Here is a 26,440-nt window from a genome sequence, read left to right on the forward strand (position 1 = left end):
AACTAGCTGGGATATTTTTGCTTTCTCTTCGTTGTAAAAGTAGAGCGTCTTTTGATGATTCTCTTGCTCATCAATATAGAAGCGATAATTTTGAGCGACTCGCTCTTTTAGCTCATTAGCCTCAATTTGGTAAGTTTGAATTTCTTGCTGAACATCAACCAGTTGAGATGCAGCTTCCTCATTTTCTTTCGCACGTTGTTGTGCTTCATCGCGTTGGGCACGAACAGTCATCAATAGCTGTTGAAGTTCACGAGGAGAAGGTGGCTCTCTCTGCCGTGAGCGAGGATTATTAACATTGTTGTCATGATTAGAATCTCTGCGATCTGCTCTACTCATTGTCATAATTTATATTTCTATGTAGGTATTTGTTAGATTGAAGTATAAGTATTCAGTTTAGCCGAGATAAACTCATTGAAGTGTGATCTCGGTTCTACTGGTAATATGATCTAGTTTCAGACTCTCAAACTGTACCAGTTACAGATCGCTCTCTGATGATGTTACGCCTTATTAGTTAGCAGTATGAGGAGAAAGAAATACTCAACTTTATAGAAAAATGTGCGGGATAGACGCAGGTTGTAAATTACAAAAAACTGCTAAGGCTGCTACTACAAGAATAGCAATGAGCGATCGCAGTAATCTCACTGTCTGAATTACTAAGTGTTCATAGTCGCCGTTAAAGGTGACAAAAGATGTCACGCTCCAATTTGTCCGATATCTTCAGACCAGAGGCGCTGCATTTCTTCGCAGGTTGCTAGCAACTCCTGCAACTTGCCCATCGCTTCAACTCGACCATCTTTGAGGACAATAATTTGGTCAGCTTGATGTAAGGCGATTTGACGATGAGAGACAGCTAAACAGGTAAAATTTTCCGTTTCTAAGAGGCGCTGCCACAGGGTGCGTTCTGTTTCCACATCTAAAGCGCTAGATAAATCATCAAAAATCAATAGCTCAGACTCGCGGACAAACATCCGTGCCGCAGCTGAACGCTGAATCTGACCACCAGAAAGTTTAGTTCCCCTTGGCCCTACTAAGGTGTCTAAGCCATTTTCTAAGTTGGCAATATCTTTTTCCATCACCGCTAAATAAATAGCAGTTTCCAGATCGACTGCATCCTCCGGTAGTCCCATCAAAATGTTGTTGCGTAACGTTTCGCTAAAAAGTTGCGGTACTTGGGCAGTATAAGCACTACGTGGTGGGACAAAAAAAGCGGCGGGGTCTTCGATTTGGTGGTTGTTCCAGAAAATTTCTCCTGCTTGTTTGGGTAAAAGCCCTAAAAGCACGCGCAATAAAGTACTCTTACCCGAACCAATGCGTCCGGTGATTACCGTCAGAGTACCCCTTTTTAAAGTCAGACTGACCTCTGCAATACCGCACTCAGTACTGGGGTAGTGATAGCTTAAGTTCTTGATCCTCAGCGTTTCCAAGCGGTGTTGGGCAGTCTTGGGAGTGTAGGGCAACTGAGGTAAGTTACCCCAAAGATAAACTTTTTCGTGTTTGACTAAACTTAGAGGTGGCACGCCAGGAATGAGTTCGGTCAGTCGCAGCAGGGAAACCTCAGTTTGATAGTAACGCGTTAAAGACTCACCAAAAAAGCTAGCGATCGCCGCGAATTCCCCCAAATATGAAATAAATAAACCAAAATCACCGATTGTTAAAGTTGTTCCTGTTTTAGTCTGCATCATCTGAGCCACCGCCAGCAGCAAGATAGCTGTGCCCAGATTTGCCATATTTGTCAAAAATGAATACAGTAACTGTTGGAGTAATAAATCTTTGAGGGCCGCTTGGCGGCGAACCTCATTCACCTTCTCAAGGTATTGAATAACACGCTTCTGGGTGCCAGCAACCTTAATTGCTTGTACTGCTGTAAAAATCTCGCCTAATAACCCCGTAACTGCTCCAATGGCTTCTTGATTGGCTTGTCGATTATTACGGATACGCTTACTGGCAATATTGACGACTGCCAGCGTTATCACCAAAGGCATAAACACAACCAGTGCTAACCAGGGGTTAACTCGCACCAGTATCGCCAAGCCGATTAAAACTGCTAACCCTTGAGCAATTGGGTCGAAAGAGAAGGTTAAAAAATCGAGGATCGCCGTGATATCATCACGAAACCGAGCGATCGCTTCTCCAGATGAGGCAGGTAATGCTTGTGCGCCTGGTCGCTCCCAGATTCGGGCGAGTAAATGCTTACGTAGCAGAGTCGCAACATGGATCCGAAACACACCATCTGCTGTGGCACCAATCAGCATGAAGGTTTGCTGTGCCACAACACTCCCTACCAACAAAGCCAGCAATGTCCAGACGTTGAACCCTGTGGTTGCTTTGACTGTAATCGTGTCGAAAACTTGGCGAATAATCAGTCCGGGTACTAAGAGAAAGAAGTAAAATACACCACTGGCTAATAATCCATTGGTGAAGTAGAGCAGAGGTTTGTAGCGAATTAACTCCAATAAGTACTGCCAAGTTGGGATAGAAGACAAAGATTTTGCTTTCATGCCAAGGCCTCCTCTAGCCCAACTTGTAGTAATTGGGCAAAGTGGGAGTCAGGGTTAGTAGCTAATTCCTGACGCTGACCGTACTCGATACAACGACCGTCTTCTAAAATCATAATCTGATCGGCTCGCTTTACCGTTGCCAAATGATGAGCAATAATGATCGCAGTTCGCCCAACTAGCAGGCGATCGATAGCTTTTTCTAACAATTGCTCTGTAGCTGGGTCGAGGCGGGATGAGGCTTCGTCGAGGATTACCAAACCGGGATTTTTGAGAAAGACCCGCACAAATGCCAATAACTGCGCTTGTCCTGCTGATAACCCGCTACCACCAGGAGCTAGTAGAGTGTCTAAACCGCTAGGAAGAGATTTATACCAATCCCATAAACCAACTTCCTGAATCACTTCCTCGATGTCTGTATCAGGGATAGATGACTCAAACAAAGTGAGATTATCACGAACACTGGCGTGGAAAAGTTGAATCTCTTGCGTTACCATGCCTACGTGTTCTGGCAGTGCAGCCAAAGGTATATCGCGTAAGTTAACTTTGCTCAAACGAATTGTTCCTTGTGTGGGGTCATAAAGTCGTACAATCAAGCGGGTGAGCGTGGTCTTGCCACTGCCTGTGCGACCAAGAAGACCGAGAATGTTACCAGGCAACAAAGAAAATGAGACATCGCCCAATACCAAATCCGGTTGTGTTGCCTTCGAGTCTCCTTCAGGAGTAGCATAACGAAAATCAACATTCTCAAAACTCACGCTTAATGCCTGATGCTCAAGAGTTGTTTGACCAGTATCTGGAAGACGACTTTGAGTTGTGAGTAATTCTCGAACTCGAATTAAGGCAGCTAAAGCTTGTTGTAGGTCTTCAACCTGGCGACCAACTTCTTGAATTGGTTCTTCCAATAACTCGATGTAGCGATAGATGAGATAAACTGTGCCGATAGAAAATGCGCCATTGAAAAAAAGCACAATACCGATACCTAAAATCACCATTTTTCCGATCGCAAACAGAATGCTCCAGGCGCTAAATACTCCCAAACTCAAGCTCTGTGCCTTAATTAACTTGGGAAACAAATCCCGTGAGCGTTCGTAGAATCGATGCATGACATAGGCTGACGCACCAGAAGAACGCACATCCTCTGTACCAGAGAGTCGCTCTGCCAAAAAACCAAACAAAGCTGCACTGGAGGAACGTTCCTCTTGGAAGTAAGGAACAACTATATTACTGAATCGGTTAAAAGTAAACGATAGAATGACAACGAAAGCGATCGCAGAAGACCCTACCCGCCAGTCAATGTAAAACAGGGCAATAAAAACACCGACTGCAAAAACACCGTTTCCCACAAATTCGATGGCGAAGCGAGAGAAAAAGTTATCCAATTGACTAACATCGCCATCTATGCGTTCGATCAAAACACCTGGTGTTTGGTTGTTATGAAAAGACATATCGAGTTCTAAGCAGTGTAGTGCTAGATTCGCCCGCAGTCGATTTGTTGCCCGTAAGCCAATATCTGCTGCTAGATAAGTTTCTAATAAAGAAATTAGCCCAGTCGCTAAGGCAATTCCCAAAAAAAGCAATGCTAATTGCAGTAGTCGAGAAAATGTTGCCCCGGCAATCGCTGTGTCGATAAACGTTGCTAAAAGCTGAGGATTGAGCAACCGCAAGCCAATGCCAATTAGCAACAGAACTAGTAGCAAAAGCGACTTCTGCCACAGGGGTTTGAGATATGCCAGCAGAATGGAGATATAGTTACTCCCAGAAGTTTGCATAGTTTAAAAATAATTATTTTAGTTACATCTTCATTCCTCAAAGTTACGCAATTTGTTTTTACATGCTTCCTTATTTTTATCAATTATTACAGGTGGAATTTGTGCAAAAATAGCAGATTGCAAAAGTTCAGGAATTTTTTTCCAAACTACATTGCCTTTACGACTCTTGATATACAATTGCATAAATTCTAGTAACGCTGTTGGGCTTTCTTCTGGAGGAAGATTAATGAAAAGATAAGTGGGTTTGTCTTGGCTTGATACAGATACAACACAGCCTTGACTGCAAGCCCACAAGCATTCAACTGGCTTAATTTCAAGTTTATCAGAGGTCAATTTTTCATCACATAAAGTCTTTATTTTGTCCAGTAAAATACTGCCATCAGCAGGTTGGTGTTTGGGTCGTTCTTCGGAGGAGCGGTGGCAGGATTTACAGACGAAGATAGTATGTTGATGCATAACTTTAGGGTATATCAGTGAGGTATGTGCAGAAGTTCTATATTGTTAAATTGCTATAAAATTAGTTATATCTATCTCAATAAGTTAAAATGTATAGCTTATAACAGATATTTATAAATATCATTTAGCAATCTATTTATACTCAAAAGTCCAGTGAGTCTAAAAGCGTTCAACGGATTTAATTTCAAATCGATTTAGCTTCCAGCTAATCAATAAAACTAAGAATACAGGATTTGAAGGACATGTTGTTGCCGCAAACGGATTTTTTTTTGCCCGATCGGGATTTTTTGATGCTTGCAATCACATAGCGATCAATTTATGTGCAGACTTACTTAATTTGGCGTGTAGAAAAATTAGCTGAAGATGTGTGCGATCGCTCTCATTTTTAGCTTCTTTAACGAGATGCCTACTCTACAGGAAGGACTGCCCCCAACAGTAAACCCGCAGGGCATTACATATTACAAATTAGTAAGTAGTTAAACAAAATTAATTACATAGTTTTTTCCAAATTCTCTTGATTTGTTAAATAATTATGAAATTAATTATGTTTTTCTTAATAAGTTAAAAAGTCTGTATCGCTTCTAACAAATGTTTAGAAATGTCATCCAGCAACCTATTCATACCCAGAGGGCCATATGGTGCGTACCATATAGCTTGCTCAACAACATAAGCCCGATTGTTTTTGACTGCTGCCAGTGAAGCGATAAGGGGATTTTGCAAAAAATGGGAAGCTGGTTTGTCAGTATGACTAACAATAAATAAAATATCAGCGTCAAACTTATCTATAACTTCAATGCTAAACGGTACTGACTCATTTTGCTTGATAAAAATCGGTTTTAAAGGTACACCGATATCATTCAAAATTTGAAAGTAATTTGTATATTTCGGCGATATCCAAAAATTAGAACCATCAGATTGAATGACGGAAGTTTTTGTTCCTTGTAGCGGTTTGCCCAGGCTTTTTCGTAATGCTTCCACTCGTTTTTGATATTGGGCGAGAATTTTTTCTGCCTTTTCTTCTTGATCAACTAATTGAGCAATTGCTCGAAAGTTTTCTTGGAAAGAAGTTTTTATTTTGTCATATTCTCTGAGCACAGTAGGCGCAATAGCTGATAGTTGCGCGTAATTTTTGTCGTCATGAACATCGAGTGACAGCATTAAATCTGGTTTAAGCGCGAGGATTTTTTCTAGAGAAGGACTCGCTGTTAGACCAACTAGCTCGATTCCTGCTACTTCATCGGGCGACAATCCACTGAAACCGACCGATTCATCTCCATAAATTGCTGTACCTACGGGTTTGATACCGAGAGCCAGTAAAGGATCTAGTGTCCAGGGAATATCTAATGCGATAATGCGTTGGGGGTTAACTGGAATACAGATTTCATCTAATGCGTGTTGAATCACTTGACAATCAGACTTAGGTGCTAAATATCGTGTTGAGGTCTTAGTTGCTTGGGTTACTGGACTGTGGCAAGCTGTAATTATTAAGAGGAAGGAAAAAGCCATTAAAAGCAATGGCTTTATTAAACGTGGTTGTTGAGGTTTCATTACTGAGTTTTCTAGCGATCTACAAATCAAACGGTGTTACAGACTATTGCTCAATCAATGACCAATGGTATAGCTAGTTAAAATTCCCAACTGATGGAACCTATGATTGTAAATGGATTAGCTCTTTGAACATTAACTATGTTGTAAGATAAGTCTACGTAGTCCGTATCAAATAAATTACGGACATTAATCGCTGCCTTAAAACCATTTCTTTTGTAGAAAAGCGCCGCTTCAGTCCGCAAGTAATCTCGGAGTGTAAACAAGTTCGCCAAATCGCCTAAACAACATGCATGGTCTGAAGTAGACTCATCTTTGTGCCACAACCTTACTCAATCTGCTTTCTCATCACCGCCTCTTTACCCCTTGACTCTCTCACTTCCTCTAAAACTCCCAACTGATGGAACCCGTGATTGTTAACGGATTACCTCTTTGAACATTAACTATGTTGTAAGATGATTCTGCATAGTCTGTATTAAATAAATTACGGACATTAATCGCTGCCTTAAAACCATTTCTTTTGTAGAAAAGCGCCGCATCAGTCCGCAAGTAATCTCGGAGTGTAAACGAGTTCTCTAAATCGCCTTGCCGCTCACCTACATAAAACAGCCCCAAACCACCTCCAAACCCTTTAAAATCACCCTCTTGAATCTCATAGGTTGTCCAAAGGCTGACTTGATTTTCGGGTATACCGTTTAATAGATTGCCTACAGGAATGACATTATCTGCGGTTACTTTTGCATCGGTATAGGTATAGGAACCGATTACCTTCAGCCCTGGCAAAATTTCACCCGCAATATCCAACTCAATCCCTCGACTTTGCTGCTCCCCAGTCTGAATGGAGAAACCTTGCCTAGCTCGTTCGGGATCGGGATCGGGGGTTAGCACATTTGTCTTAGTAAGCTGATAGGCAGCTAACGTTGTCGAAAGCTTTCCGTCTAGAAAATCTGTTTTGACACCGACTTCATATTGGGTTCCCCGGCTCGGCTCAAACGCTCTTTGATCCAAGTTAAATCCTCTAGACAGCCTAAAAGAGCTACTGTAGCTGGTATAAACAGAAATCGTTTTGCTGGGCTGATACACTAAGCCAATCCGGGGGCTGAAGGCACCATTATTTTGTACCGTCTGATCAAAATCTGGTGCTTCAAATTCATCGGATAACCAATCATAGCGACCACCAATCAGGAGTTTCAGGTTATCACTAAACGCGATCTGATCCTGAAGGTAGACCCCGTATGATTGAGTTCTGGTTGTACCCTCACCTCTTGAATCAAATTCGGGTCTTGAGGGAATGTCGTAATTTGGGTTGAGGATATCGAGATCGGGCAAATTACTAATACTAGAGAAAAGGTATACTTCATTCTGGAAAAAGCGGTTTATATCAAAGCCCATTAAAAGCTGGTGAGAAATCGATCCGGTATTAAATTTCCCCAGCACATCGATTTGTCCAAAATAGTTTTCAAGTTTAATGTCACCCTCACTAGCTCCATAGCCTGTGAGGAAGCGATCGTCCACTATTTGGCTAGGACCAGATGAATTTTGGTTTCTACGATTAAGAATTACAGATGTACTATTACGAATCTGCCAGTTGTTGCTAAATTCATGCTTTAGTGTGTAGCCAAATTTTTGCGTCGTGATATCGGTCAAGTCAAAACTAGGATAACCCATATAGAAGCTCTGAGGTATCAAGCTACCATCACTCAAGAGCGCAACAACACTTCTAGGAGGATCTCCAAAGAAGCGAGTGTATTCATAGTAAAGATTCAGGCTTGTGCGATCGCCCAAGTTGACTGTGATTGAGGGTGCAAAGGTGGTCAGTTGAGTGTTGACAAAATCTTGATAACCGTTTGCACCCTGATAACTGGCAATCAAGCGGTAAAGCACAGTTTTATCGGCAGTCAAGGGACCTGAGAAATCAATCAGGGGCTGATAAAAGCCATAACTTCCTACCTCAAATTCGAGCTTGTAATAGGGTTCACTCAAGGGTTGTTTAGTGACAATGTTGACAATTCCACCAGGCTCTAGAGAACCAAACAGAACTGAGGCGGGTCCTTTGAGGACTTCCACTTGCTCAATGGTTCCAACTGGTTCCAAGAGATTGTCTAAAGTAAAGCTGCCCTCTGAAAGGCCGTTGCGTAAATTTGTTTCCGCAGCAAATCCTCTAATGGATCTGGCTCCGCCAGTCGCACCGCTCGAGTCTGTAGTATTTGAAACGCCACTGACCGTTTCCACTGACTGGTTTAAAGTTCTCACATTACGATCTTCGAGCACCTCTCGGGGTACAACTTGAATCGATTGGGGAATATCCCGTAGAGGGGTGTCGGTTTTTGTGGCTGTTGTCGCATTTGGCGCACTATAGCCATCCTGCTCACCCGTCACCACCAACTCAATCGGCTGATCTTGCTGTGCTGCTGGTTTTTCTTGGGGTGTCTCACTAGCAGGGGTTTGGGGTTGTTGCGGTGGCTGTGTCGCCGTTGCCTGTGATGCTACGCCAAAAACTAGCCCGACATTATCATCAAATAACTCAACTGTGGGCAAAACCTTCTCACCGATGACTGTTACTCGCACAGTATTTGCATCAATATTCGTAACTGTTATTTGGGTAATTTCCGCAATCGGTTTGTCCGAACGGAATGTGAAAGCCTCGCCCGATGGTAAACGCAATTGTCCACCAGATATATCGGCAATAAAATTGCTGCCAGCACTGCGATTTGTGACTTGCAGTCGAGTCCCTTGGGTTGTCTGTAAAATTATCTCCACACCTAGTGCAGTGGGATTAGCTTTGACGGAGGTTATTGGTACAACTTCACCTGTTTGGTCAGGAGTATTGCTTGGTGCTGGCGACTGTACTAGCAATCTGGCGCTAGTAGTCTGCCAACCCAAAGATGCTGGGTGAGGGCTGGGGAAAGGGGAAAGGGAAAAGGGTAAGGGATTTAAAACCTTTCCCCCTTCCCCCTTACCCTTTACCCCGCCAAGTTCACTTGGCGAACTACTAGTACTAGGAATTTCTATCTGACTAAGTCTCGAAATCTCTCTAATTGGCTGGGACTTACGTAGTACCGATGCAATAGATTTAGTCTGCATTTTTGGGGGTGCTTCAGTTGCAGTGGCGCTGATTGTACCCCACAACCAAATAGAACTCGTTAGTAAGAAAATTTTCGATAACTGTTTTGGTTTCATTGGCTACTCCACACACCTAGCAATACGATGAAAATAATGCAGAAAATCAACAAGCTATTTGTGAATCGTGACTACACATTTCCTCAAACCTCAATTCTAAATTGATTTAGCTTCCAGCTAATCAAGAAAGCTTCTCAATAAAACTAAGAATACAGGATTTGAGGGAGATATTGTTGCCGCAAACGGATTTTTTTCTGTCCGATCGGGATTTATTTTTGGATCAAGCCGTTTGATATGTGTTTGCATAGCATCAGACCCCCTGTAGTTTCTTTCCCAAGGTTCAGTAGTGCTGAGTGCAATTAATTTTACTTTTTACTCAGAAAGAGTTGCAATAGTGTTAGCGAAGTGGGGCGCTTTTAACGCACAGCGTTAGCGAGTCCTGGAGCGTCGGAGGGAAACCCTCCGGGCAAAGCAAACTTTGGTGACGGCGATCGCCGGAGGTTGAATCATCTGTATCATCAAGCTCGAAACTAACGACGATAATTGCTCGGTGTCATGCCTATATACCGCTTAAAAGCATGGCAAAACTGACTCGGACTGGCATATCCTACGTGATGGGCAACCTCTGCGATACTTAACTCGCGATCGCCGTTCAAAAGCTGCCTAGCTCGTTCCATCCGACAGGTCTGCAAATAGCCAAACACTGTGGTACCAAAGAGGTGTCGAAAACCTTGCTTGAGCTTGAAATCATTTAGCCCTACAAGTCTTGCCAAGTCAAGCAACGAGGGAGGATGTTCAAGTTCTCGCTGAAGAATCGCTTTTGCTAGATGCAGTCTTTCAACATCTATTGAGCGAAAGGTCAGAGTTGAAGAGGATGGTTTCTGCTTCTTTAGCAGTTGATGAAACTGCAACACCAGTAGTTCTAGCACCTTACTTTCCAGATACATGCGCTTGAACGACCCTTCATAGGGACAGTTGAGAATCTGCTGGAGTGCCTGTTGCATGGCGGATGTGCTTCTATTGAGAGTTTGATGAAAGCTTTTTGCCGACTTTCCCTCAATCAACAATCGTAGTAAAGGTGGAGCATTGTCCCAGGTCATCCCAAACAACCTTAACCGCTCTAAATCCGTCTGAATTGCCAAGCTTTTGAGGGTTTGTTCGGCTGGGAAATACTCAATTGATCGCGCCTCGGAAATGTAGCAAAGGCAGGTTTCACCTGTAGTTTCTGCTCGATCTTCTTCAAATTGAATGCCTGGGTTGATGATGCGGCGATCGCCCGCTAAATAGAAATTGGATAACAGCACTCCTTCCCCGATGCAATGATAATCCAGAAGCAGGGGTCGCCAAAATTGATACGTAGCAATTTGAATGCTTAATCCCGGATACAGATCAATAATCCGAATCTCTCCTTCCCCTAACCGTTTCGGGATAGTCTGTCGTCGCTCAAAATCATTCCACTGCCAAGGGTTTTCACCGCACTCATCGGCTTCTTCCCAGAGCGCATCATATTCTGTCTTTTTGATCGTCCGTGCTATGTCTAGTGGCATGGTTCCAATTCCTACTGGGCAACGGAAAATCAATTAAGTCTAATTATAAGTTTTTTAATAAAATTTGCAATAATCACATTGTAATCCTGCCAGACAACGGTCCAATTCATCGGTGTAAAGAAGTACAGCAATCATGGTCAAAGAGGTAAGACATGGGTTTGTACATCTTCATTTCTACCTAAATATTGATTGGAAATGAACTTGATTGAATTGGAATGGCAACGTCGAAAACTTTTGAGGATGAGTTAGACGCAAGCCTCATGCCGTCATTGATAGAGTCCAAACAAGAGGAAAAAAGTAAATTACAGTACGTAATGTGTAAGATTTAACTTTAATTTTCCTGCCTAACTATTTTTATATACTTATAACTTTTATTCACGACTTACTTATTAGTTATTAAACTTTAAGTTTGCTTAAATTATTAAATTCTAAAAACGTTAAAATAAATACAATAAACATAAATATGACATCGGCAAAAACCATTCCATAATATATACCTTTTATTCCATATAATCTTGACAACAATAAAACCATAGGTATATTTAAAATAATACCTCTCAACAAAAGAACTACTAAGACAGTTTTACCTTTACCTATAGATTGAAAAAGAGTATTACCAAAAAACGCTAAAGGCAATATGGGTGTTGACATAATGATAATTCTAAAATTCAATACATCATTTTCTGTAAAATTAACACTTGGTAGAATTAGACCTAAAAACGTCTTTGGCGATAGTTGTAAAGGTAGCCAAATCAATAGTAATAAAATAGTCCCAATAATTGCAAAAGTTGAGTAGGCTTTTTTAATTCTCCCATAGTTTTTTGCACCATAATTAATACCAATTATAGGTTGTAATGCTTGTGCGAAACCAATAATAGGAATAAATACCAATGAAATAACTTTTACTGTTGCTCCAAAGAAAGCAATATCATTATTTGTTCCGTAGTAAGAAATTGAATTAAAAACTACAAATTCTTGAACCAATAGCATAACTGGATAAAATAGTGCTGAGATTCCTACTGACAATATTTCTGGTAGTAAATCTATTGCGATCGCCAATTTTTTCAGATTAACTCGAATTAAGGTTTTACCTATAATCAAATAAGCTAAGTTCATCATACTAAAAACAACCATTGCTATAACTCCGGCAAAAGCAATCCCAGAGCTTCCCCAATGATATATAGTAATAAATATATAATTTAATGATATGTTAACAGCTACATAAGTACACATGGATATTGTGGTTAATCTAATTTGTCCCTCTGAACTTATGATATCGCCACAAGCTGTTCCTAAAATTAAGAAAATAGAACCTAGAATATAAGTCTTAAAATATTTAGTTCCTTCTAAAGCTACTTGACCACTTCCTCCCATGAACACGATGAAATTGTCACCAAATTTATAACCAATGATTGTAACAAACAATGAAATTACAACACTCATAGTTATGAGATTGCTAAATAATTTGGATTGAATTTTCATATCTCCAGACCCAATAGCTCGACTGAGAATAGAAGCAGAACCTACCCCAATCAAGCTGGCAAAACCTTCTACTATACTTGTAATTGGTAGTGCAAGCGAAATACCAGCTAAAGCAGTTTCACCAATGAATCTTCCTGCAAATAAAGCATCAATAAAATTGTTTAAACTAATTATCATTATCCCTAAAATACTAGGAACTGATAACTTGAACATCAGTTTAACAAGATTGCCTTTGAGTATTTCATTCGTGATTTGAGATTGTTTTTCAGAAGTCATTTGTTTACTCAACCTTAACCAAATGGCTAATACGATACTGCTTCACTGCTTCTAATTCCATTTCTTTTGCTGAGTTCAATGCACTCATAACTTCACCACAAACTTCAATTCTGGCTTCATAGGCACCTGTTGTACTACCATTGATCGCAGCATAATCAATCCTAACTTCTACCCAGTCAGCCTCCTGTCCTCCAGCTACTTCTTCCATTGCAAGTACTTTGCCTGCTTTCAAGTAATCAAACCAACTCCAGCCAGACTGTATCCAAATTTCGCGTTCGGCAATTTGCTCAAATTTGCTTAAACCTGTCCATCCTCGGTAGTATTGACGCAAACCAGTAACTGAACCATTTCGCTGCACCAGTAAATCCAATACATCTGGCTCTAAGTGTCCCCATAAGCATCCTTGGGGTAAGTCAACTAAGGTAGGAGCAAACTGATGACCACCAAAGTGAGTTGTTTGCCATACTCTTAACTTTCCATTAGAAGCAGGAGCATATTCCTTACGTAATCGCCGATATATAGGAGTGCCAAATCTGCCACAAGCAAGGTCTACTTGAGCATGAGTACAAACCATAAGTTCACGAATATGACTCGTTTGTTGTTGATATTGCTGAAATTCGGATAAATCATTGGGTTGTTGCATTAATTGCTTGAATATTGCTCTCACCAAAGCAGCAGCTTTGCTTTCTGGAACAACAAACTCCTGTTTCTCAAACTGAGAAAACAGCTTTGCAGGGCGGTAGTAATACAACACACGGGTAAAGCCGGGAAAAGAATACTCGCGATCTGGAGCAATTAACAATGGTTTTAACTTAATGCCATGCTGAAAAACTAGCTCTTGGAACAAACCAATCAATGATTTGACAGTTGGATTTTCCTGAAAAATTTCAGATGACCAAGGTTGTGGAATTTCCATAATCAACCAATTATCGCAAGTTTCTGCTGTCCCAATTGGATCTTCTTTGTTGGCTTTGGAAATTAAAGAGCAAAAACGGCAGTCTGTTGTGAGAAGTTCATGAGAATGTTGAGTTTGCATATTTACTATACTTTGCTACAGATATTATTTATAAAGAATGAAATAGCGTTAAATTACTAATTAAATTTCATGTTTTTTACATATTCTTGTAAAATATCAGGGCTATTTCATGGAAAAATAATTATGCGATCGCCCAAGGTTGAAAAATTACAGTTACTTCACCCAGAATTTCTAAAACTTGACCAATTTTGCTCTAGAGGAATTTTGATTTGTCTACACAGATAAATCGGTGTATTACTACTTTTTCCAACTTTCTCATTGGTGATCATAGCTACTTGCTCAACTTGATTAAATAGCTGTTTTAAGTAATTTAAATCACCTCCAACACTAATCACAATCTTACCAGAATATTTTCTTGGACCCCAGAAATAATAATTTAGAGCGCCACTGATTGATTTTGGCAAATCATAGGTTCTACCTAAAACATCAATTGCACCAGCATCACCATAGAACCAAGCTAAAATAGCACACTTGGCTTGCTCGCTCGGCAAAAGGCTATGGTAAACTTTAGCCACTGTAGCCACAGTTTCCTCCCAACCAAGCATCCACCTGAATGGTGCCGTAACCTCTTTTGGCTCCAGCATGAAAGGATATTCCCAAATCGGCAATAAATAGCGTGAGAAGCGTGAGTAGCTAATGAAGGTTTCTAAGGGGAGGACAGGAAGTGAGGCAGGCATTGTTATAATACCACCAGTAATTAGAACAGCTAAAATAATAGATTTTAAACGCCTGCGATTGTAGTAGATCAACTTCTCAACTTTGATTGCCCCAGGTGCCCAAAGCAATGGATAGATAGGAGCTAAATAATAAATTTCTCTTGATTTAAGAATTATCAATAGTCCAAAAACAACAATACATAACCATCCTATAAAACGATATAATCTACCTTCTGTGTCTCTGAAATAATGGTAAAATCCTGCCAAAGCAATTGGAAAGGTCAAGGGATGCATCTGAAAAATCTGTTGTAAAGTGAAATTAATAGTAGATATCCAGAAATCAACCTGATAATCTGCTTGATCTGCTTTTTGTATCTCAATAAAAGGCCAACCATGTATAGCTTGCCAAATCAGATTTGGTAAGGCAATTGTGAATGCAATTAAACCAGCTATCCAAATCCATCGATTAAGTAAAAGCTGTCGGTTAGGAGTAATTAATAAGCCAACAAATAAACCAAAGCAAAAGAAAATAATTGAATATTTGTTGAGCCATCCAATACCTACCATTAAACCAACTAGTAACCAAAGTTTAGGAGAGTTATGCTTAACGATGAGAATCGTAATATAAGTACACAGCAACCAAATTAGTGGCTCAAATGCATTCATTGTTAGCACGGTATGATGCCACAAATACATTGGTGACACGATTACACAGAATGCTGCTAGACACTGAGCAAATCGACCACCACCAAGTTCGCGTACCATTAGTCCTGTAAACAAAACAGTCAAGCTTCCAGCTACAGCAGGAAAGAAGCGAATCGCGAAAAGTGAATCTCCCAATAGCCAACGGCTGATATCAGCGAGAACACTAACTAAAGGTGGATACTCGGCAAAGCCCCAATCGAGATGTTCGCCATCATCGATAAAGTAAAATTCATCAAAAAAGTAACCATATTGTCCATTTGTCAGAAAATGTATTAATAATTTTGTTAATGATAAGTAACATAATATAGCTACATCACTTTGCCATAAATTGATTGATCTGTTTGAGTAAATCATCCTTAAATCCTAATCTTTTATTATTTCAATGTAAATTGCTTATTGTCTCACCAATCTATAAATGACTCATTTATTTTTTAATTCGAGCTTTTTCTGAGGCGGATTTTAAAATAACTATAATTTTTAATCTGTTTCTAATATATATTTAGAACATTTGTTAAGCCCATTCTATCTGTATCTTTCATAGGAACTAGTAAAATTCTATCTCGACCGTCCCAGGTAACATAGTAGTTATAATTTACTTCACGAGGGTAGTTATAAAAAGCTTTTCCATAATCAGCAAGTTCTGGATCATCAATACATGGAAGAAGAACTACTGACTTTAAGGAATACTTGACAGTATCATAGTGAATGATTTCCTCCCAGTGGTTTCCAAAATTTATTCCGATTATCCCAGTTAAAAAAACAGACTCATCAATCCTAAAACTAACAATCTAGGAAAATATCTTTGAGCGATTAAAAATATTGGTCTAAGTCGAAAATAAGTTGAATACATTTTACAGATCCATTCAAAAAAAACGAGTACTTTTAAGATAAAAAATTAAATTTTTAGACTACTATTTGAAAAACTTTTATTTATGTTTATAAATGTATTTTTAACAAATAAAGAAGTAATAATATTTAATTTTTGTGCTACTTCTATTATCAAATTACATCCATAGCTTAAGCGGCTTGTTCTGGAATTAAATTATCTATATCTATCGTTTGACTTCTGTTAAATCAGAGGATTATCAGCGAACTTTATTACAGGCTAAACACAACTCCCAAGTAATCAAAGGCATCAAGTTACTTTTGATATGTTTTTTTCTATCAGGAGCGCGACATGATAATGATTCCAGCTAGAATTACCCCTAGTCCAATGTATTGGTTAAGGCCAAGACGTTCCCCAAAGAAATAATTTCCAGTAATGGTAATCAAAGTAAATCCCATTCCAGCTAAGACAGGATAGGCTGCTGAAACTGGCAATTTATCTAATGCTTTGGCGAATAGCACGACGTTGATACCATAGAACACTAACCCAGCAATCAACCAAGGAGAAAAGAGTAATGACAGTAAGCCGGGATTTGGGGCTTCAAGGCGAGATCGCTTGAGGAGCAAATTTCCAATACAGGTATTAATGCCAGCAGCGAAGACTAAACCCCATGCACTCAAAGTAAAGTTCATATCAATCAAATTTAATTAGGAAAATTGCTTGACAAGCCACAATAGCTTTTCTTTTACTGGACGACGATGAGCTGAACCTGCTTTCTCTGCTGCAAGCTGGTTATAATTTTGCCTAAACCAGTCATAGCTTTCGCGGAACATTTCATCGTTAGAGTATTTAGGTTTCCACCCCAACTCCAGTAAAGGACTTACATCAAAGTGGAATGCTTTATGATAAGTTAGATAATGCCAGGGAGCCAAAGGACTCAGACCAAGCCAATCCAGGACTCTGAGGGTACTAATTGTTAGCCACGCTGGCAAACTTTTAACTTTTGAGTCGGTGCCTGCATATTCAATCAGATTCTCTAAACCTTGGCGGAGTGTACTGTAGCGATTTGTGCCGACATTGTAAATTCCAGGTTTCCCTCGGTCTAAGGCCAACATATAAGCATCCATCAGGTCGAGAGCATGGACAAATTGGAATTGAACATTACCACTGCCAATAACGTAGACATTTCTGCCCTCCTGAATCCATTCAAATAAAATCTGAAAAATGCCGAGTCTTCCTTCGCCAAGAATTGTACGCGGACGAATCACAATCAATGGAAGATTGGCTCTTTCACAAATCTTACGTACAGCTAATTCGCCAGCCAGCTTTCCCTTACCATAAATTTCTATTGGGTTGGTTGGGGTTTGATTAGTAATTGGGCAAGTTTTAGGCACGCCAAAGATGGCACTGGAACTCATGTGAATGAAACTCTGTACTCCAGCTTTTACGGCTTCTTCAGCCGCAATCCGACTACCTTCAACATTAACTTCCCAAAATTTACTACCTGACTTTGTTAAGGGAACGAGAGCCACATTGTGATGCACAACATCAACATCACGCATAGCTGCTGCGACACGATTGCGATCGCGGATATCACAGTGAATAAACTCAATTTCTTTGGGACGAGTTGGATCTTCCCAAATATCCAGAATTTTTACTGATTCGCCACGTTCGTAAAGGCGTCTAGCAATTAAGTTGCCTAAAAAACCAGAGCCACCAGTTACAAGATGCTTAGTCATTGAAAAGGCCCTCTAGGAACAGTTATATTGAATTTTCTTTTGCGAGTTATATAAAGAACCAAAATACTTTACATCAATTTCTCTAGATTTGATCAGCTGGAATTTAAATTTGTTTTTGAGATGGTTGATTAGTAAATCACTACTATCTTTACGCACGAGGTATGACAATTTTTTTCCATTAGTTTGTATTATAAAAAAATCATAGTTTTTGATAACCTCATTCATGTCGCCAAGTTGGTTCCATTCCTTACTAGGCTCATCCGTAGTTGCAAAATTTTCTTCAAGAGTATCAAAGCCATATTTTGCTGAGTGTTCTTGTCTCGCCTCTTCCTCTGAGGGAAACCAATAGGCCCAATAAATATTAGGACGTTTTTCTAAAAACAAGTACTCATTATTTTTTATTTTACCGCCATTACAAACTTTAGATTTAGCTATATCTCGATTTGTATAACCCCATAAGTCAAGAACAGGTCTGTCGATCATTAAACCAAAGGTATTCATTTCAGAAGTTGAAATTGAGAAATTGTTAGGTAATATTTTTTCTGTAAGTGCTCCAGCAAACACATTGTAAGTTCTATTAAAAAAATCTGTGCTGTGATCGTTTATTCGCTGTATTCCTAGCTGGACAGATGTTATAAAAAGAAAAAACATCAGGGAGATAGGTAAGAAGTGAATGTTCGTAATGCTCGTTAAGTAGTGTTCCTCTACATATATTAATAATTTTGACCTGGAAATTGTTACCAATAACAGAAGAACTAATGTTACTTCAAAACTCAGCCAATATCTTGAATAAATATCCCCAGTCATGTCATTGATTGTAGATTTTGTAAAGTTATAGAATACAAAGATTAAACTAGTAAACACTGTATATGTCATTAAAATCTTAATTATCTCATTTTGTTCGAGCCAGCTAGGCTTCTTAATTTTTAAATATATAAGTAATACTAAAACTACAAATGCAAAACTATTTACAGGTTCTAGCAGCCAATATAATATATTGTTTAAAAACAGATATGGGTCAAACATTGGCAGCATTGAAAGTTTAAATGATTTAAACAAAATTGGTGTTGGAATTAAATGACCATAGAATTTCTTAAATAATAATAAATATATAAATATAGAAATAAAAGGAAGTAGACTTATTAAAATATAATAAATTTTAGAATACAATCCCGGTTTTGTTTTTCTTCTTAAAGTAATAGTTGCAATGTTAGCGAAAGACCAGAGAATTCCATCTGGACGAATAAGCGGCAATAAACCTGAAACTAAAAGCGAAAATGTTAACTTATTCTTTAAACACAAATAGATTGAAATTAAGAATAAAAGTGATAATAAACTATTTCCAAAGCCACTGGCAAATATTGAAATTATTGGAAAACTTAAAGAAAAGCAAGACAGTAAAATCAGGTTATTCAAAAAAGATTTAGTTAATTGTAATTGCCAAAGCACGAAAATATGTAACCATCCAACAATTAATGAAATTAAAAAGTTTCCAAGTATTAAACTAGATTGTGATTTTGCAAAAGGTGTATGCAGAAGATAATATAAAACTTCTACAGTTCCATCTATCATCATGTCTGGTGACATAGAAAATTTTCCGAAGTGATAGAGGTTGTAAGGATGTTCTAAGTTTACTGTTACTTCATCGAGAATTCCAAAAGTATTAATAAAAGTCCCGATATAAATGAGACTTGGAATTAATAAAGATAATAATTTACCAATTTTATTTTCTTCTTTACTTAGCATATAAATTAAATAAAGAAGTGTTAAAACTGATGAAACAATCCATAAAGTTATTCCAAAGTTTTTAGATGGAAGAATATTAAAGATATCTTCGACTATTTGTATATTGCTTTGAGACTGTAATTGATAAATCATCCATAACTCCTGAAAAATACAATCCAATTGATTTAACAACAGTGTCAATTTTCTCAAATAATTGACTGAATTAATAGAAAATTTCTATCTACTCAATGACATCCATAGAAACCACCTCATCAAATCATAGAAAGTTCCTAATAGTTCGTAGAAAATCTGAATTACAAAATAGTCATAAAACCACAAGCGCGTAATAATTATTCTAGAAATTTTCTCAGGACGGCAGCCAATCACCTGCTGTACGTTAAAACCACAAAGTCGAAACAGCAACCAGCTGCGAAATAAATGTGGGGCATTGCAGTACAAAGTCACTTCTTTTAGAGGCCAAAGCCCCTGTTTTTCTAACCAAATGCGTAAAAGTCTTGCATTATCAAATGTGTCTAGATAAGCGCAATCGCGGATATTAGATGGAATAAATACATTTAAATTCGGTCGCTGACTCAACAAATACTGAACAGCATACTCTTCCTCACAAAACTCACAACCAAAATAATTTCCAGGTGATATAAAAACTGATTCATTAGTAGGAACAGTCTTCAGGAGTCTGTCTAAAACGGCTTCAAAGTAGTCAGACAAACAACATTTCCTTCTTCCTAGTTCCACAACATAAGCTAATCCCTCAGTGACAACAATATGAGAAACCATTAAGTTTGGATACCTCCTTGTTGCTTAAATACCCACTTTAAACTCCGACACATCCCTTCTTTTAAAGCCACCTGTGGAGTATAACCAAGCTCTCGTTGCGCTTTCAACGTAGAGCAAGCTATCGTTTTATTCATTTCGGAAAGAACATGAACCTTCTGATGATAAAATCCAATTTTTTGGACTAATGCATCAAGTATTAAAGCAATTTCACTCATGAAGTTTGGTAATTTTAATCGTTTATGTACGCATTTTTGGTTAAACTCTGACTCTAATAAATACTCAACCGTATCAATGATTTCATTCATTGAGTAAGGGTGTTTATCAGCAATCCAATAAATCTGACCGGTTGCCCGCTCAACAATCGCTGCAAGAATTAATCCCTGACAGAGATTATCTATATAGGCCATTGAGCGAAGATTCTTTCCATTACCTACAATTGGAGCTTTCCCATCTCGGATCATTTGAAAGAAAAGTGTTTGTCGAGGTGGTTGATTTGGCCCATAGAACCACGGTGCGCGAATCAGAACAGTTTCAATTTGCCTAGCTTTTTGACGCTCTTTCACTGCTACTTCCATCAGCATCTTAGAGCGACCATAATTCATATAGGGATTGTAAGGCGACTCTTCATCAAATAAGTGGTCAAGATGAGGATTACAGCCACAGGGAGAATTAGAAGAGACAATAACAGCCCGTTTAACTCCAAAGCGAATTGCAGCATCTAGAAGATTTTTAGTGCCATCTACATTGACTTGATAAAACTCTGTCACCCGTTGCGGATGAATCATGCCTGCTGTATGGAACAAAATAGCTTTCTCAGCCCCCTGACAGAAGCGATCGCAATCTTGAGTGTTACGCAAATCTCCAGTGACAATTTCAAGACGTTCTGAAAGTTTTTCCAGTATTGAACCATCTTGACCAGGTAAAATCAGGCAGCGAATTTGGAGATTTATTTGGGGCTGACTCAAAGCCTCACAATCTGCCAGTCCATTAACTAAAGCTTTGATTAGGCTAATTCCTAACCAACCCAGCGCTCCAGTCACCAGTACTAAATTTGTGCCAAAATCCATATCTCTACAGCTTTCCAAGAAACTTCAATACATTCCGGCGAGCGATCGCCATAATTGAACCTTGGGGATTCACCCCCGGTGCGGTGCATAACAAACTAGCATCAGCGATATAGAGGTTCTTAAATCCATGAACCTTTCCAAAAGAATCAGTCGCACAAATGGTTTTATTTTCACCCATTGGGCAGGAAGAAAACAGATGGATGGTCATTAGGTTGGTCAGCTTTCGGGACAAAGAATCAGGCAACTGCTTTAGATCCATCTGATGAGTTAAGCGAGATCCATTGGTGATGCTAGGATAAAGCGCGATCGCACCTGCCTCAAACAATAGTAAACATAGTTGCCGTAAGCCTTCTAACAGGTTTTTCATATCTTCATCTGTGATGCGATAGCGAACTAACGGATCGCGAAATCCAGGCAAACAGCGGACTGTACCGCAACCTGAGCCTGTAATCATTGCGTAGTAAATCGCCATCTCTTGCCAATGTTGGTTAACCTCATGGAGGTGTTGGGGATGGTCGTTCATCCCCAATGCTAGGTAGGGAACAGAACTAATCGAGCAGCCAAAGCTAAATTTTGGGGCAAACTCTTTGACTTGATGAACTGGCACTCCCATATCTGCCGAGCTTAACTGATCTGGAAATTGAGCAATGACCTTGACAGTGGGGTGCATTTGCAAAGAATTACCAATGTTGTGAGTGATGCCACTACGGCGCAGCAAGGCAGGAGTATGAACTGCTCCACATGCGATAAAAACAGTTTCTGCTTCAATCTCTAAAGAGCGAGACGGCAAGTTTGAGGGGGAGTAATACCCATTTACAAGCCATTTTTTACCCTCCTGGCGAATTGACTGAACTTTAGTATTAGCAAGGAGTTGGCAACCAGCCTGCAAAGCCCGAGGGATGAAAGTTTTCGTCATGGACTGCCTGGTTCCCTGAGGTACATCTGTCGGTTTTACAGGTTCCTCATAACGGAACCAGCGAGGTACTTCTATTGATTTCCATCCCAGATAAATTGCCCCTTGATGTAACTTGAGGGAAGCTGCTGGTGGTTTCCCAGGCATATAGCAGACATTAACATCCTGTTCACAAACTTCAAAGTGCGGCACTAGATCGTCTTGATTCAAGGCTTCTACTTCAAATTCCCGCCGCCACTTTTCTAGAATATCTGCTGGTGTACGGTAGTAAAGCCCGCTATTGACCTCACTCCCCCCTCCTACACATTGCCCCTCTGCGTACTGTATCTTAGGCGAACCCATCGCAACAGTAAGACCGCCGTTGCGATATTTCTGCACCATTTCATCTAAGGAAAAAGGAGTGCAGGACTCAAGAGGTAGGTAAGAACCTTCTTCAATTAAGAGTACATTACATCCTGCCTCAGCTAACAAGCAAGCCGTAATTGATCCACCAGGACCAGAACCCACCACTACAATCTCACACTGAATGTGTTGCTGAGGATTGGTAATAACTTTGTGACTTAAACACTTAGGCATACGGTTTACTCAGCGACAACATTGGTCGTTGTACTTGTGTAATAGCTAAATAGAACTAAACTTTCATAAAAACGAATTAAGTCTCGACAAAAACCAATGGGAGAGCGCCGCCAAGATTGGATTTGAAGCCACCGAACTGAAGGGGGCGATCGATGGAATAGAGCGCCTCCCTGAACGATTCCCCACATATCAAAAGTCAAGGTGAGAACAACGATGGGCAATTGCAGAAAGTCAGACATTCGGCCATGTTGTTGCAAAACAAAACGTACAACTTCGTTATCATGAAAAGTTAATATTGAATTTGTTGGTTCACAACGCCGCTCAATAATTGAGTAGCAGAGTGCGGAAGCAGTGTTTTGGAAGTTCAAACCCATAATCTTTTCAAGTCTCACTGGTAATAATTTCTTAAATTTGCTTAAATTTATTAAATAAATGTAATTTAATTGATTGAGTTTCTTTATTAGATCAGGCCATAATGTTTAAGCAATAAAATCATGAAAACTGTGATTACCCAACTGATAACAGTTAGTGTAATTGGTATATCTGTCAATAAAACTTCTTCTGGTCGCTCCGTATGTTGTCCTTGTCCTAACTCATTTTCTGTTCCAGAAATAATATCCTTTGGATCGCTGAGCATCTGATAACGAAAAATGCCATACAACACAAAAGGAATTGTCAGCATCATCCAAGGTGTTGTTGCACCGCGTACTATAGGTCCAGCACTCCAAAGGGCATAGCTCATAAATGCACCAGTAGTAACTGTACTTTCCATTCGGATCAAAAGAGGTAGCGAGTAACATTTAAGAACAGCACGAGTTTTTCCACCCTGTATTTCAAATAACCTCAGTTCTGCTTTACGCTTCTCAATCCCTAAAAACAAAGCCAACATTGCTGTGCATAATACAAACCATGTAGATAAGGCTATCTCAGTTGCTGCAAAACCAGCATAGGCTCGTAGTACAAATCCTGTAGCGATCGCGACGATGTCCAAAATAGGGATGTGTTTCAGCTTCAAGTTATAGGCAATTTGCAAAAATACATAACTAGTGAGAGTGATTCCCAAGGCAGGCGATTGTAGCCAGCTGATACTCAGCGCTGTTCCTAGCAGAACCATTGATATGGCAATTGCAGCCGGAATACTAACTAATCCAGCTGCGATCGGGCGTTTGCATTTGATAGGATGTTGACGATCTGATTGGACATCTGCTATGTCATTGATCAGATAGAAGCTACTAGAAGCACAGCAGAACAAAACAAATGCTAGTAAACACTCAAGAATTGATTGCCAAGTTAAATTAAAAGCAAACAAGGGTGCGGCAAAAATAACCAAGTTCTTAGTCCACTGGCGGGGTCTAAGAGCAGTTAAGGAAAATATTTTTGTACTACTAATTCCTTTTTGAATTCGAGCTTGTTTTGGAGCTGACTTGGGACGAACCATAACTTATAATTTCCTCATTTGGCTGCTTAAAAGTATTCGTCTCAACTGAAAATAGGTTAATAAATTTTCAAGCTAAGTTCACAAAAACTAGGCTAATTTGAGGATAAAGCATTTTAATTTGTAGACTACTCTATGGTAATTTGTCGTTCTATTGAGTTTAAAAACACATTATTAACAAATAAATCAAGTATAATATTTAATTTATCTGCTATTTTTTTGCTAAACTTAATTCATTTTTTAAGTTCTTGATAACTTAACTACAAAATCAAGTTATAGTCCCAATTAGAAATTATTATCCCAAAGTTCGTGTCCAGAGGGATATGGAATTTGTACTCTTTTTCCAAAAAGCTTCTCCCACCACCGAAAGGGATGAGGAAGAGTTGCAACTTGGATGCTAGGACAGCCCACAAACCATGCTCCTAATATGTCTGTATGACGACTATCACCAATAACAACAACTTTTTGAGGTTCAAGTTGCATAGATTTTAAAGCTTTATGAAATGCAAAAGGAAACGGTTTCCTTGCTGGATTGATAATTGGAATATCTAGACGATTAGACCAAGCTTTTGCTCGACATTCACGCTTACCGTTGGAGAGGATAAAAAATTTCAAATCCTGAAATTTTGCTTGTTTTATCCAAGCTTCAGCACCAGGAGATATGTAGCGATCGTCCTCAGAAACAATTGTATTGTCTAAATCAAGAATGACACCTTTAATTCCAACATTTTTTAGTAGAGCAATATCTAACTGAGCCACTGTATTTAGTTGACAAGGAAAAGTGCATGTATTTATGGATTTGACAACAAAATTTTTTACTATCTGTATTAAGGTGTGAAGAAATAAGGGAATTGAAAATAACAGCTTTACTGAATTTAACATTTCTGACTATCAACACTAATATTTATTAAAAGAGGGATAAAAATTAAAAACTATGAAACTATTTTTAGATAAATTATAAACTGCGATTAATTATAATTTAAATCGTTTTAGGTTTTTGAACCCAGACGAGTAGTGTCGTAGGTATAACCCAGTTTCCTGAAATCTAGAACGTCCATAGGCGTGACCACTACATTAGATTGGATACTTGACACTAAAGAAGTGATATCTTCGGGGCCAATATTTCCTGGTGTAGACAAACCCTTATCCCAAGGCCACATTGGATCGTGCAAGTTGTGTCCAAATGGCATCCCCTTAGATGGATAAAAGCGGCTACTGGTGTGTCCTCGATCTTGCCATTCAGCCCACAGGCGGTCTGTGTTAGCATGATTTAACCAAAATATTGGATCGTAGGGAGAACTGGGAATACTGTCCATTGTCCCTAAAATTTGGGTTTGTTCAGGTACACGTCCTGGTTCGAGCTTGTCAACAAGACTACCACCAATAAGTGTATGGATATAAGCGTGAAGTTCCCAGCCTTCAACCCAATTGTTTTTCTCATCCAACTTTGATGCTCCTTCTAAAAGAGCGTTAAAAATTTCATAATTATCGAACTCGAAAAGTTTTTCTACTTTCGCTTTAGATATAGGATATTTATCGCAAGGTGGTAATTTAGTAAATCGCTTGAGTTTCGGTCCTAATGACTTTTCAGTAATGGGGTCGAAATGAATTTTCTCATTCAATGTCCACTCAGCAAATGGACTGGAGGAAACTAAGCCTCCTTGGAACTTTCCTGCACCTGGAATTTCAATAGTCACTCCTTGTCCTGGCGATCCTAAAAAGTTGTCTTGAAGAATAATCTCAAGTGCTTTGGGGTCTGTCCAATCCCAGTAAGGAACAGTTACACTAGGGTCGATTGCTTGTAAAGCTTGTTCAAATTCTCGCAAAAATTGACGATGCCAAGGTAGAAATGCGGGCATGGTATGGGCAGGGTTAACTTTAGCTAAACCTTTAGCTCCACTGGATAAATCAAAACCCATTGTCAGAACGTGTTCTAAAACAAATCGTTCGTAAATACTAAGCTTGCTACCTTCTGGAATTGTATTTTGTAGCGTATTAACCGCTTTGACAAAAGCGGCTTTTTCCTTTGATGTAAGGTCAACAACATTCTTCCGAACAGAAAGGTTAGCTGATGAAATAGATTCAGGATAAATGAGTGCTGGTACAGGTGAGTTTACGGACGGAGGTGTATATGTATAAGAATCAGAATAATTTTTAGATGTAGAGATTGTAATAACTAACCAAGTTGTGATGACGACCACAACAATAAAAGAAATTAATGATAAGTTTTTTAATATTAATAATTTTTTCATGCGATTTTTAGTAAGTATT

At 39.2% G+C, this 26,440-nt stretch carries 20 protein-coding genes and 1 pseudogene; all 21 read right to left on the reverse strand.

Annotation, left to right across the window (positions count from 1 at the left end; translation table 11 throughout):
- Positions 1-342 (reverse strand): annotated as a pseudogene (locus tag V7K79_RS22280) (hypothetical protein); the annotation flags it as partial.
- A gap of 201 nt (positions 343-543) precedes the next feature.
- Positions 544-696: a hypothetical protein gene (locus tag V7K79_RS22285; RefSeq protein ID WP_335050493.1), complete on the reverse strand. Its 153-nt coding sequence runs from the start codon at positions 694-696 to the stop codon at positions 544-546.
- Positions 693-2,498, reverse strand: coding sequence for an ABC transporter ATP-binding protein (locus tag V7K79_RS22290; protein ID WP_335050495.1), 1,806 nt, complete (start codon positions 2,496-2,498; stop codon positions 693-695). Before V7K79_RS22290 ends, V7K79_RS22285 begins: the two co-directional genes overlap by 4 nt.
- Positions 2,495-4,267, reverse strand: coding sequence for an ABC transporter ATP-binding protein (locus V7K79_RS22295; RefSeq protein ID WP_335050497.1), 1,773 nt, complete (start codon positions 4,265-4,267; stop codon positions 2,495-2,497). The genes V7K79_RS22290 and V7K79_RS22295 overlap by 4 nt, the downstream gene beginning before the upstream one ends.
- Positions 4,268-4,297: 30 nt before the next feature.
- A complete protein-coding gene (locus tag V7K79_RS22300; protein ID WP_335050499.1) occupies positions 4,298-4,723 on the reverse strand; it encodes a DUF1636 family protein in 426 nt (141 codons plus the stop codon).
- A 561-nt stretch (positions 4,724-5,284) separates the two neighbouring features.
- Entirely contained in the window at positions 5,285-6,271 is a 987-nt protein-coding gene (locus V7K79_RS22305) for an iron-siderophore ABC transporter substrate-binding protein (protein WP_335050501.1), read from the reverse strand.
- Between the two features lie 381 nt (positions 6,272-6,652).
- Entirely contained in the window at positions 6,653-9,448 is a 2,796-nt protein-coding gene (locus tag V7K79_RS22310) for a TonB-dependent siderophore receptor (protein ID WP_335050503.1), read from the reverse strand.
- Between the two features lie 470 nt (positions 9,449-9,918).
- Positions 9,919-10,935, reverse strand: coding sequence for an AraC family transcriptional regulator (locus tag V7K79_RS22315; RefSeq protein ID WP_335050505.1), 1,017 nt, complete (start codon positions 10,933-10,935; stop codon positions 9,919-9,921).
- 396 nt (positions 10,936-11,331) lie between these two features.
- Positions 11,332-12,693 carry an MATE family efflux transporter gene (locus tag V7K79_RS22320; RefSeq protein WP_335050507.1) on the reverse strand — a complete coding sequence of 454 codons (1,362 nt, stop codon included), beginning with the start codon at positions 12,691-12,693 and terminating at the stop codon, positions 11,332-11,334.
- A gap of 4 nt (positions 12,694-12,697) precedes the next feature.
- Positions 12,698-13,729 carry a sucrase ferredoxin gene (locus V7K79_RS22325; protein ID WP_335050509.1) on the reverse strand — a complete coding sequence of 344 codons (1,032 nt, stop codon included), beginning with the start codon at positions 13,727-13,729 and terminating at the stop codon, positions 12,698-12,700.
- A gap of 158 nt (positions 13,730-13,887) precedes the next feature.
- A complete protein-coding gene (locus V7K79_RS22330) occupies positions 13,888-15,444 on the reverse strand; it encodes a glycosyltransferase family 39 protein (RefSeq protein ID WP_335050511.1) in 1,557 nt (518 codons plus the stop codon).
- A gap of 810 nt (positions 15,445-16,254) precedes the next feature.
- Positions 16,255-16,608, reverse strand: coding sequence for a DMT family transporter (locus V7K79_RS22335; RefSeq protein WP_335050513.1), 354 nt, complete (start codon positions 16,606-16,608; stop codon positions 16,255-16,257).
- A gap of 15 nt (positions 16,609-16,623) precedes the next feature.
- Complete coding sequence (locus tag V7K79_RS22340) at positions 16,624-17,655, reverse strand: NAD-dependent epimerase/dehydratase family protein (protein ID WP_335050515.1); 1,032 nt, start codon at positions 17,653-17,655, stop codon at positions 16,624-16,626.
- Positions 17,656-17,667: 12 nt separating this feature from the next.
- Entirely contained in the window at positions 17,668-19,533 is a 1,866-nt protein-coding gene (locus V7K79_RS22345) for a hypothetical protein (protein ID WP_335050516.1), read from the reverse strand.
- Between the two features lie 84 nt (positions 19,534-19,617).
- Complete coding sequence (locus tag V7K79_RS22350; RefSeq protein ID WP_335050518.1) at positions 19,618-20,178, reverse strand: hypothetical protein; 561 nt, start codon at positions 20,176-20,178, stop codon at positions 19,618-19,620.
- Complete coding sequence (locus V7K79_RS22355; RefSeq protein WP_335050520.1) at positions 20,178-21,245, reverse strand: NAD-dependent epimerase/dehydratase family protein; 1,068 nt, start codon at positions 21,243-21,245, stop codon at positions 20,178-20,180. The genes V7K79_RS22350 and V7K79_RS22355 overlap by 1 nt, the downstream gene beginning before the upstream one ends.
- Before the next feature lie 4 nt (positions 21,246-21,249).
- Positions 21,250-22,734 (reverse strand): GMC family oxidoreductase, encoded by a 1,485-nt coding sequence (locus V7K79_RS22360; RefSeq protein ID WP_335050522.1) that lies wholly within the window; start codon positions 22,732-22,734, stop codon positions 21,250-21,252.
- A gap of 5 nt (positions 22,735-22,739) precedes the next feature.
- Entirely contained in the window at positions 22,740-23,126 is a 387-nt protein-coding gene (locus V7K79_RS22365) for a hypothetical protein (protein WP_335050524.1), read from the reverse strand.
- 68 nt (positions 23,127-23,194) lie between these two features.
- Positions 23,195-24,172, reverse strand: coding sequence for a decaprenyl-phosphate phosphoribosyltransferase (locus tag V7K79_RS22370; protein WP_335050526.1), 978 nt, complete (start codon positions 24,170-24,172; stop codon positions 23,195-23,197).
- Between the two features lie 282 nt (positions 24,173-24,454).
- The gene (locus V7K79_RS22375) at positions 24,455-25,051 is read right to left on the reverse strand and encodes a YqeG family HAD IIIA-type phosphatase (protein ID WP_335050528.1); all 597 of its coding nucleotides are present in this window, start codon (positions 25,049-25,051) and stop codon (positions 24,455-24,457) included.
- A 107-nt stretch (positions 25,052-25,158) separates the two neighbouring features.
- Positions 25,159-26,421, reverse strand: a complete 1,263-nt coding sequence (locus V7K79_RS22380) for a tyrosinase family protein (RefSeq protein ID WP_335050530.1) — start codon at positions 26,419-26,421, stop codon at positions 25,159-25,161.
- Between the last annotated feature and the right edge of the window lie 19 nt (positions 26,422-26,440).

Source organism: Nostoc sp. (genome assembly GCF_036917575.1).
Classification (GTDB): Bacteria; Cyanobacteriota; Cyanobacteriia; order Cyanobacteriales; family Nostocaceae; genus Nostoc.

Coding starts and splice junctions, on each gene's coding strand:
- V7K79_RS22290 (WP_335050495.1), bottom strand. CDS start 2,498: ATGAAAGCAAAATCTTTGTCTTCTATCCCAACTTGGCAGTACTTATTG.
- V7K79_RS22295 (WP_335050497.1), bottom strand. CDS start 4,267: ATGCAAACTTCTGGGAGTAACTATATCTCCATTCTGCTGGCATATCTC.
- V7K79_RS22300 (WP_335050499.1), bottom strand. CDS start 4,723: ATGCATCAACATACTATCTTCGTCTGTAAATCCTGCCACCGCTCCTCC.
- V7K79_RS22305 (WP_335050501.1), bottom strand. CDS start 6,271: ATGAAACCTCAACAACCACGTTTAATAAAGCCATTGCTTTTAATGGCT.
- V7K79_RS22310 (WP_335050503.1), bottom strand. CDS start 9,448: ATGAAACCAAAACAGTTATCGAAAATTTTCTTACTAACGAGTTCTATT.
- V7K79_RS22315 (WP_335050505.1), bottom strand. CDS start 10,935: ATGCCACTAGACATAGCACGGACGATCAAAAAGACAGAATATGATGCG.
- V7K79_RS22320 (WP_335050507.1), bottom strand. CDS start 12,693: ATGACTTCTGAAAAACAATCTCAAATCACGAATGAAATACTCAAAGGC.
- V7K79_RS22325 (WP_335050509.1), bottom strand. CDS start 13,729: ATGCAAACTCAACATTCTCATGAACTTCTCACAACAGACTGCCGTTTT.
- V7K79_RS22330 (WP_335050511.1), bottom strand. CDS start 15,444: ATGATTTACTCAAACAGATCAATCAATTTATGGCAAAGTGATGTAGCT.
- V7K79_RS22335 (WP_335050513.1), bottom strand. CDS start 16,608: ATGAACTTTACTTTGAGTGCATGGGGTTTAGTCTTCGCTGCTGGCATT.
- V7K79_RS22340 (WP_335050515.1), bottom strand. CDS start 17,655: ATGACTAAGCATCTTGTAACTGGTGGCTCTGGTTTTTTAGGCAACTTA.
- V7K79_RS22345 (WP_335050516.1), bottom strand. CDS start 19,533: ATGATTTATCAATTACAGTCTCAAAGCAATATACAAATAGTCGAAGAT.
- V7K79_RS22350 (WP_335050518.1), bottom strand. CDS start 20,178: ATGGTTTCTCATATTGTTGTCACTGAGGGATTAGCTTATGTTGTGGAA.
- V7K79_RS22355 (WP_335050520.1), bottom strand. CDS start 21,245: ATGGATTTTGGCACAAATTTAGTACTGGTGACTGGAGCGCTGGGTTGG.
- V7K79_RS22360 (WP_335050522.1), bottom strand. CDS start 22,734: ATGCCTAAGTGTTTAAGTCACAAAGTTATTACCAATCCTCAGCAACAC.
- V7K79_RS22370 (WP_335050526.1), bottom strand. CDS start 24,172: ATGGTTCGTCCCAAGTCAGCTCCAAAACAAGCTCGAATTCAAAAAGGA.
- V7K79_RS22375 (WP_335050528.1), bottom strand. CDS start 25,051: ATGTTAAATTCAGTAAAGCTGTTATTTTCAATTCCCTTATTTCTTCAC.
- V7K79_RS22380 (WP_335050530.1), bottom strand. CDS start 26,421: ATGAAAAAATTATTAATATTAAAAAACTTATCATTAATTTCTTTTATT.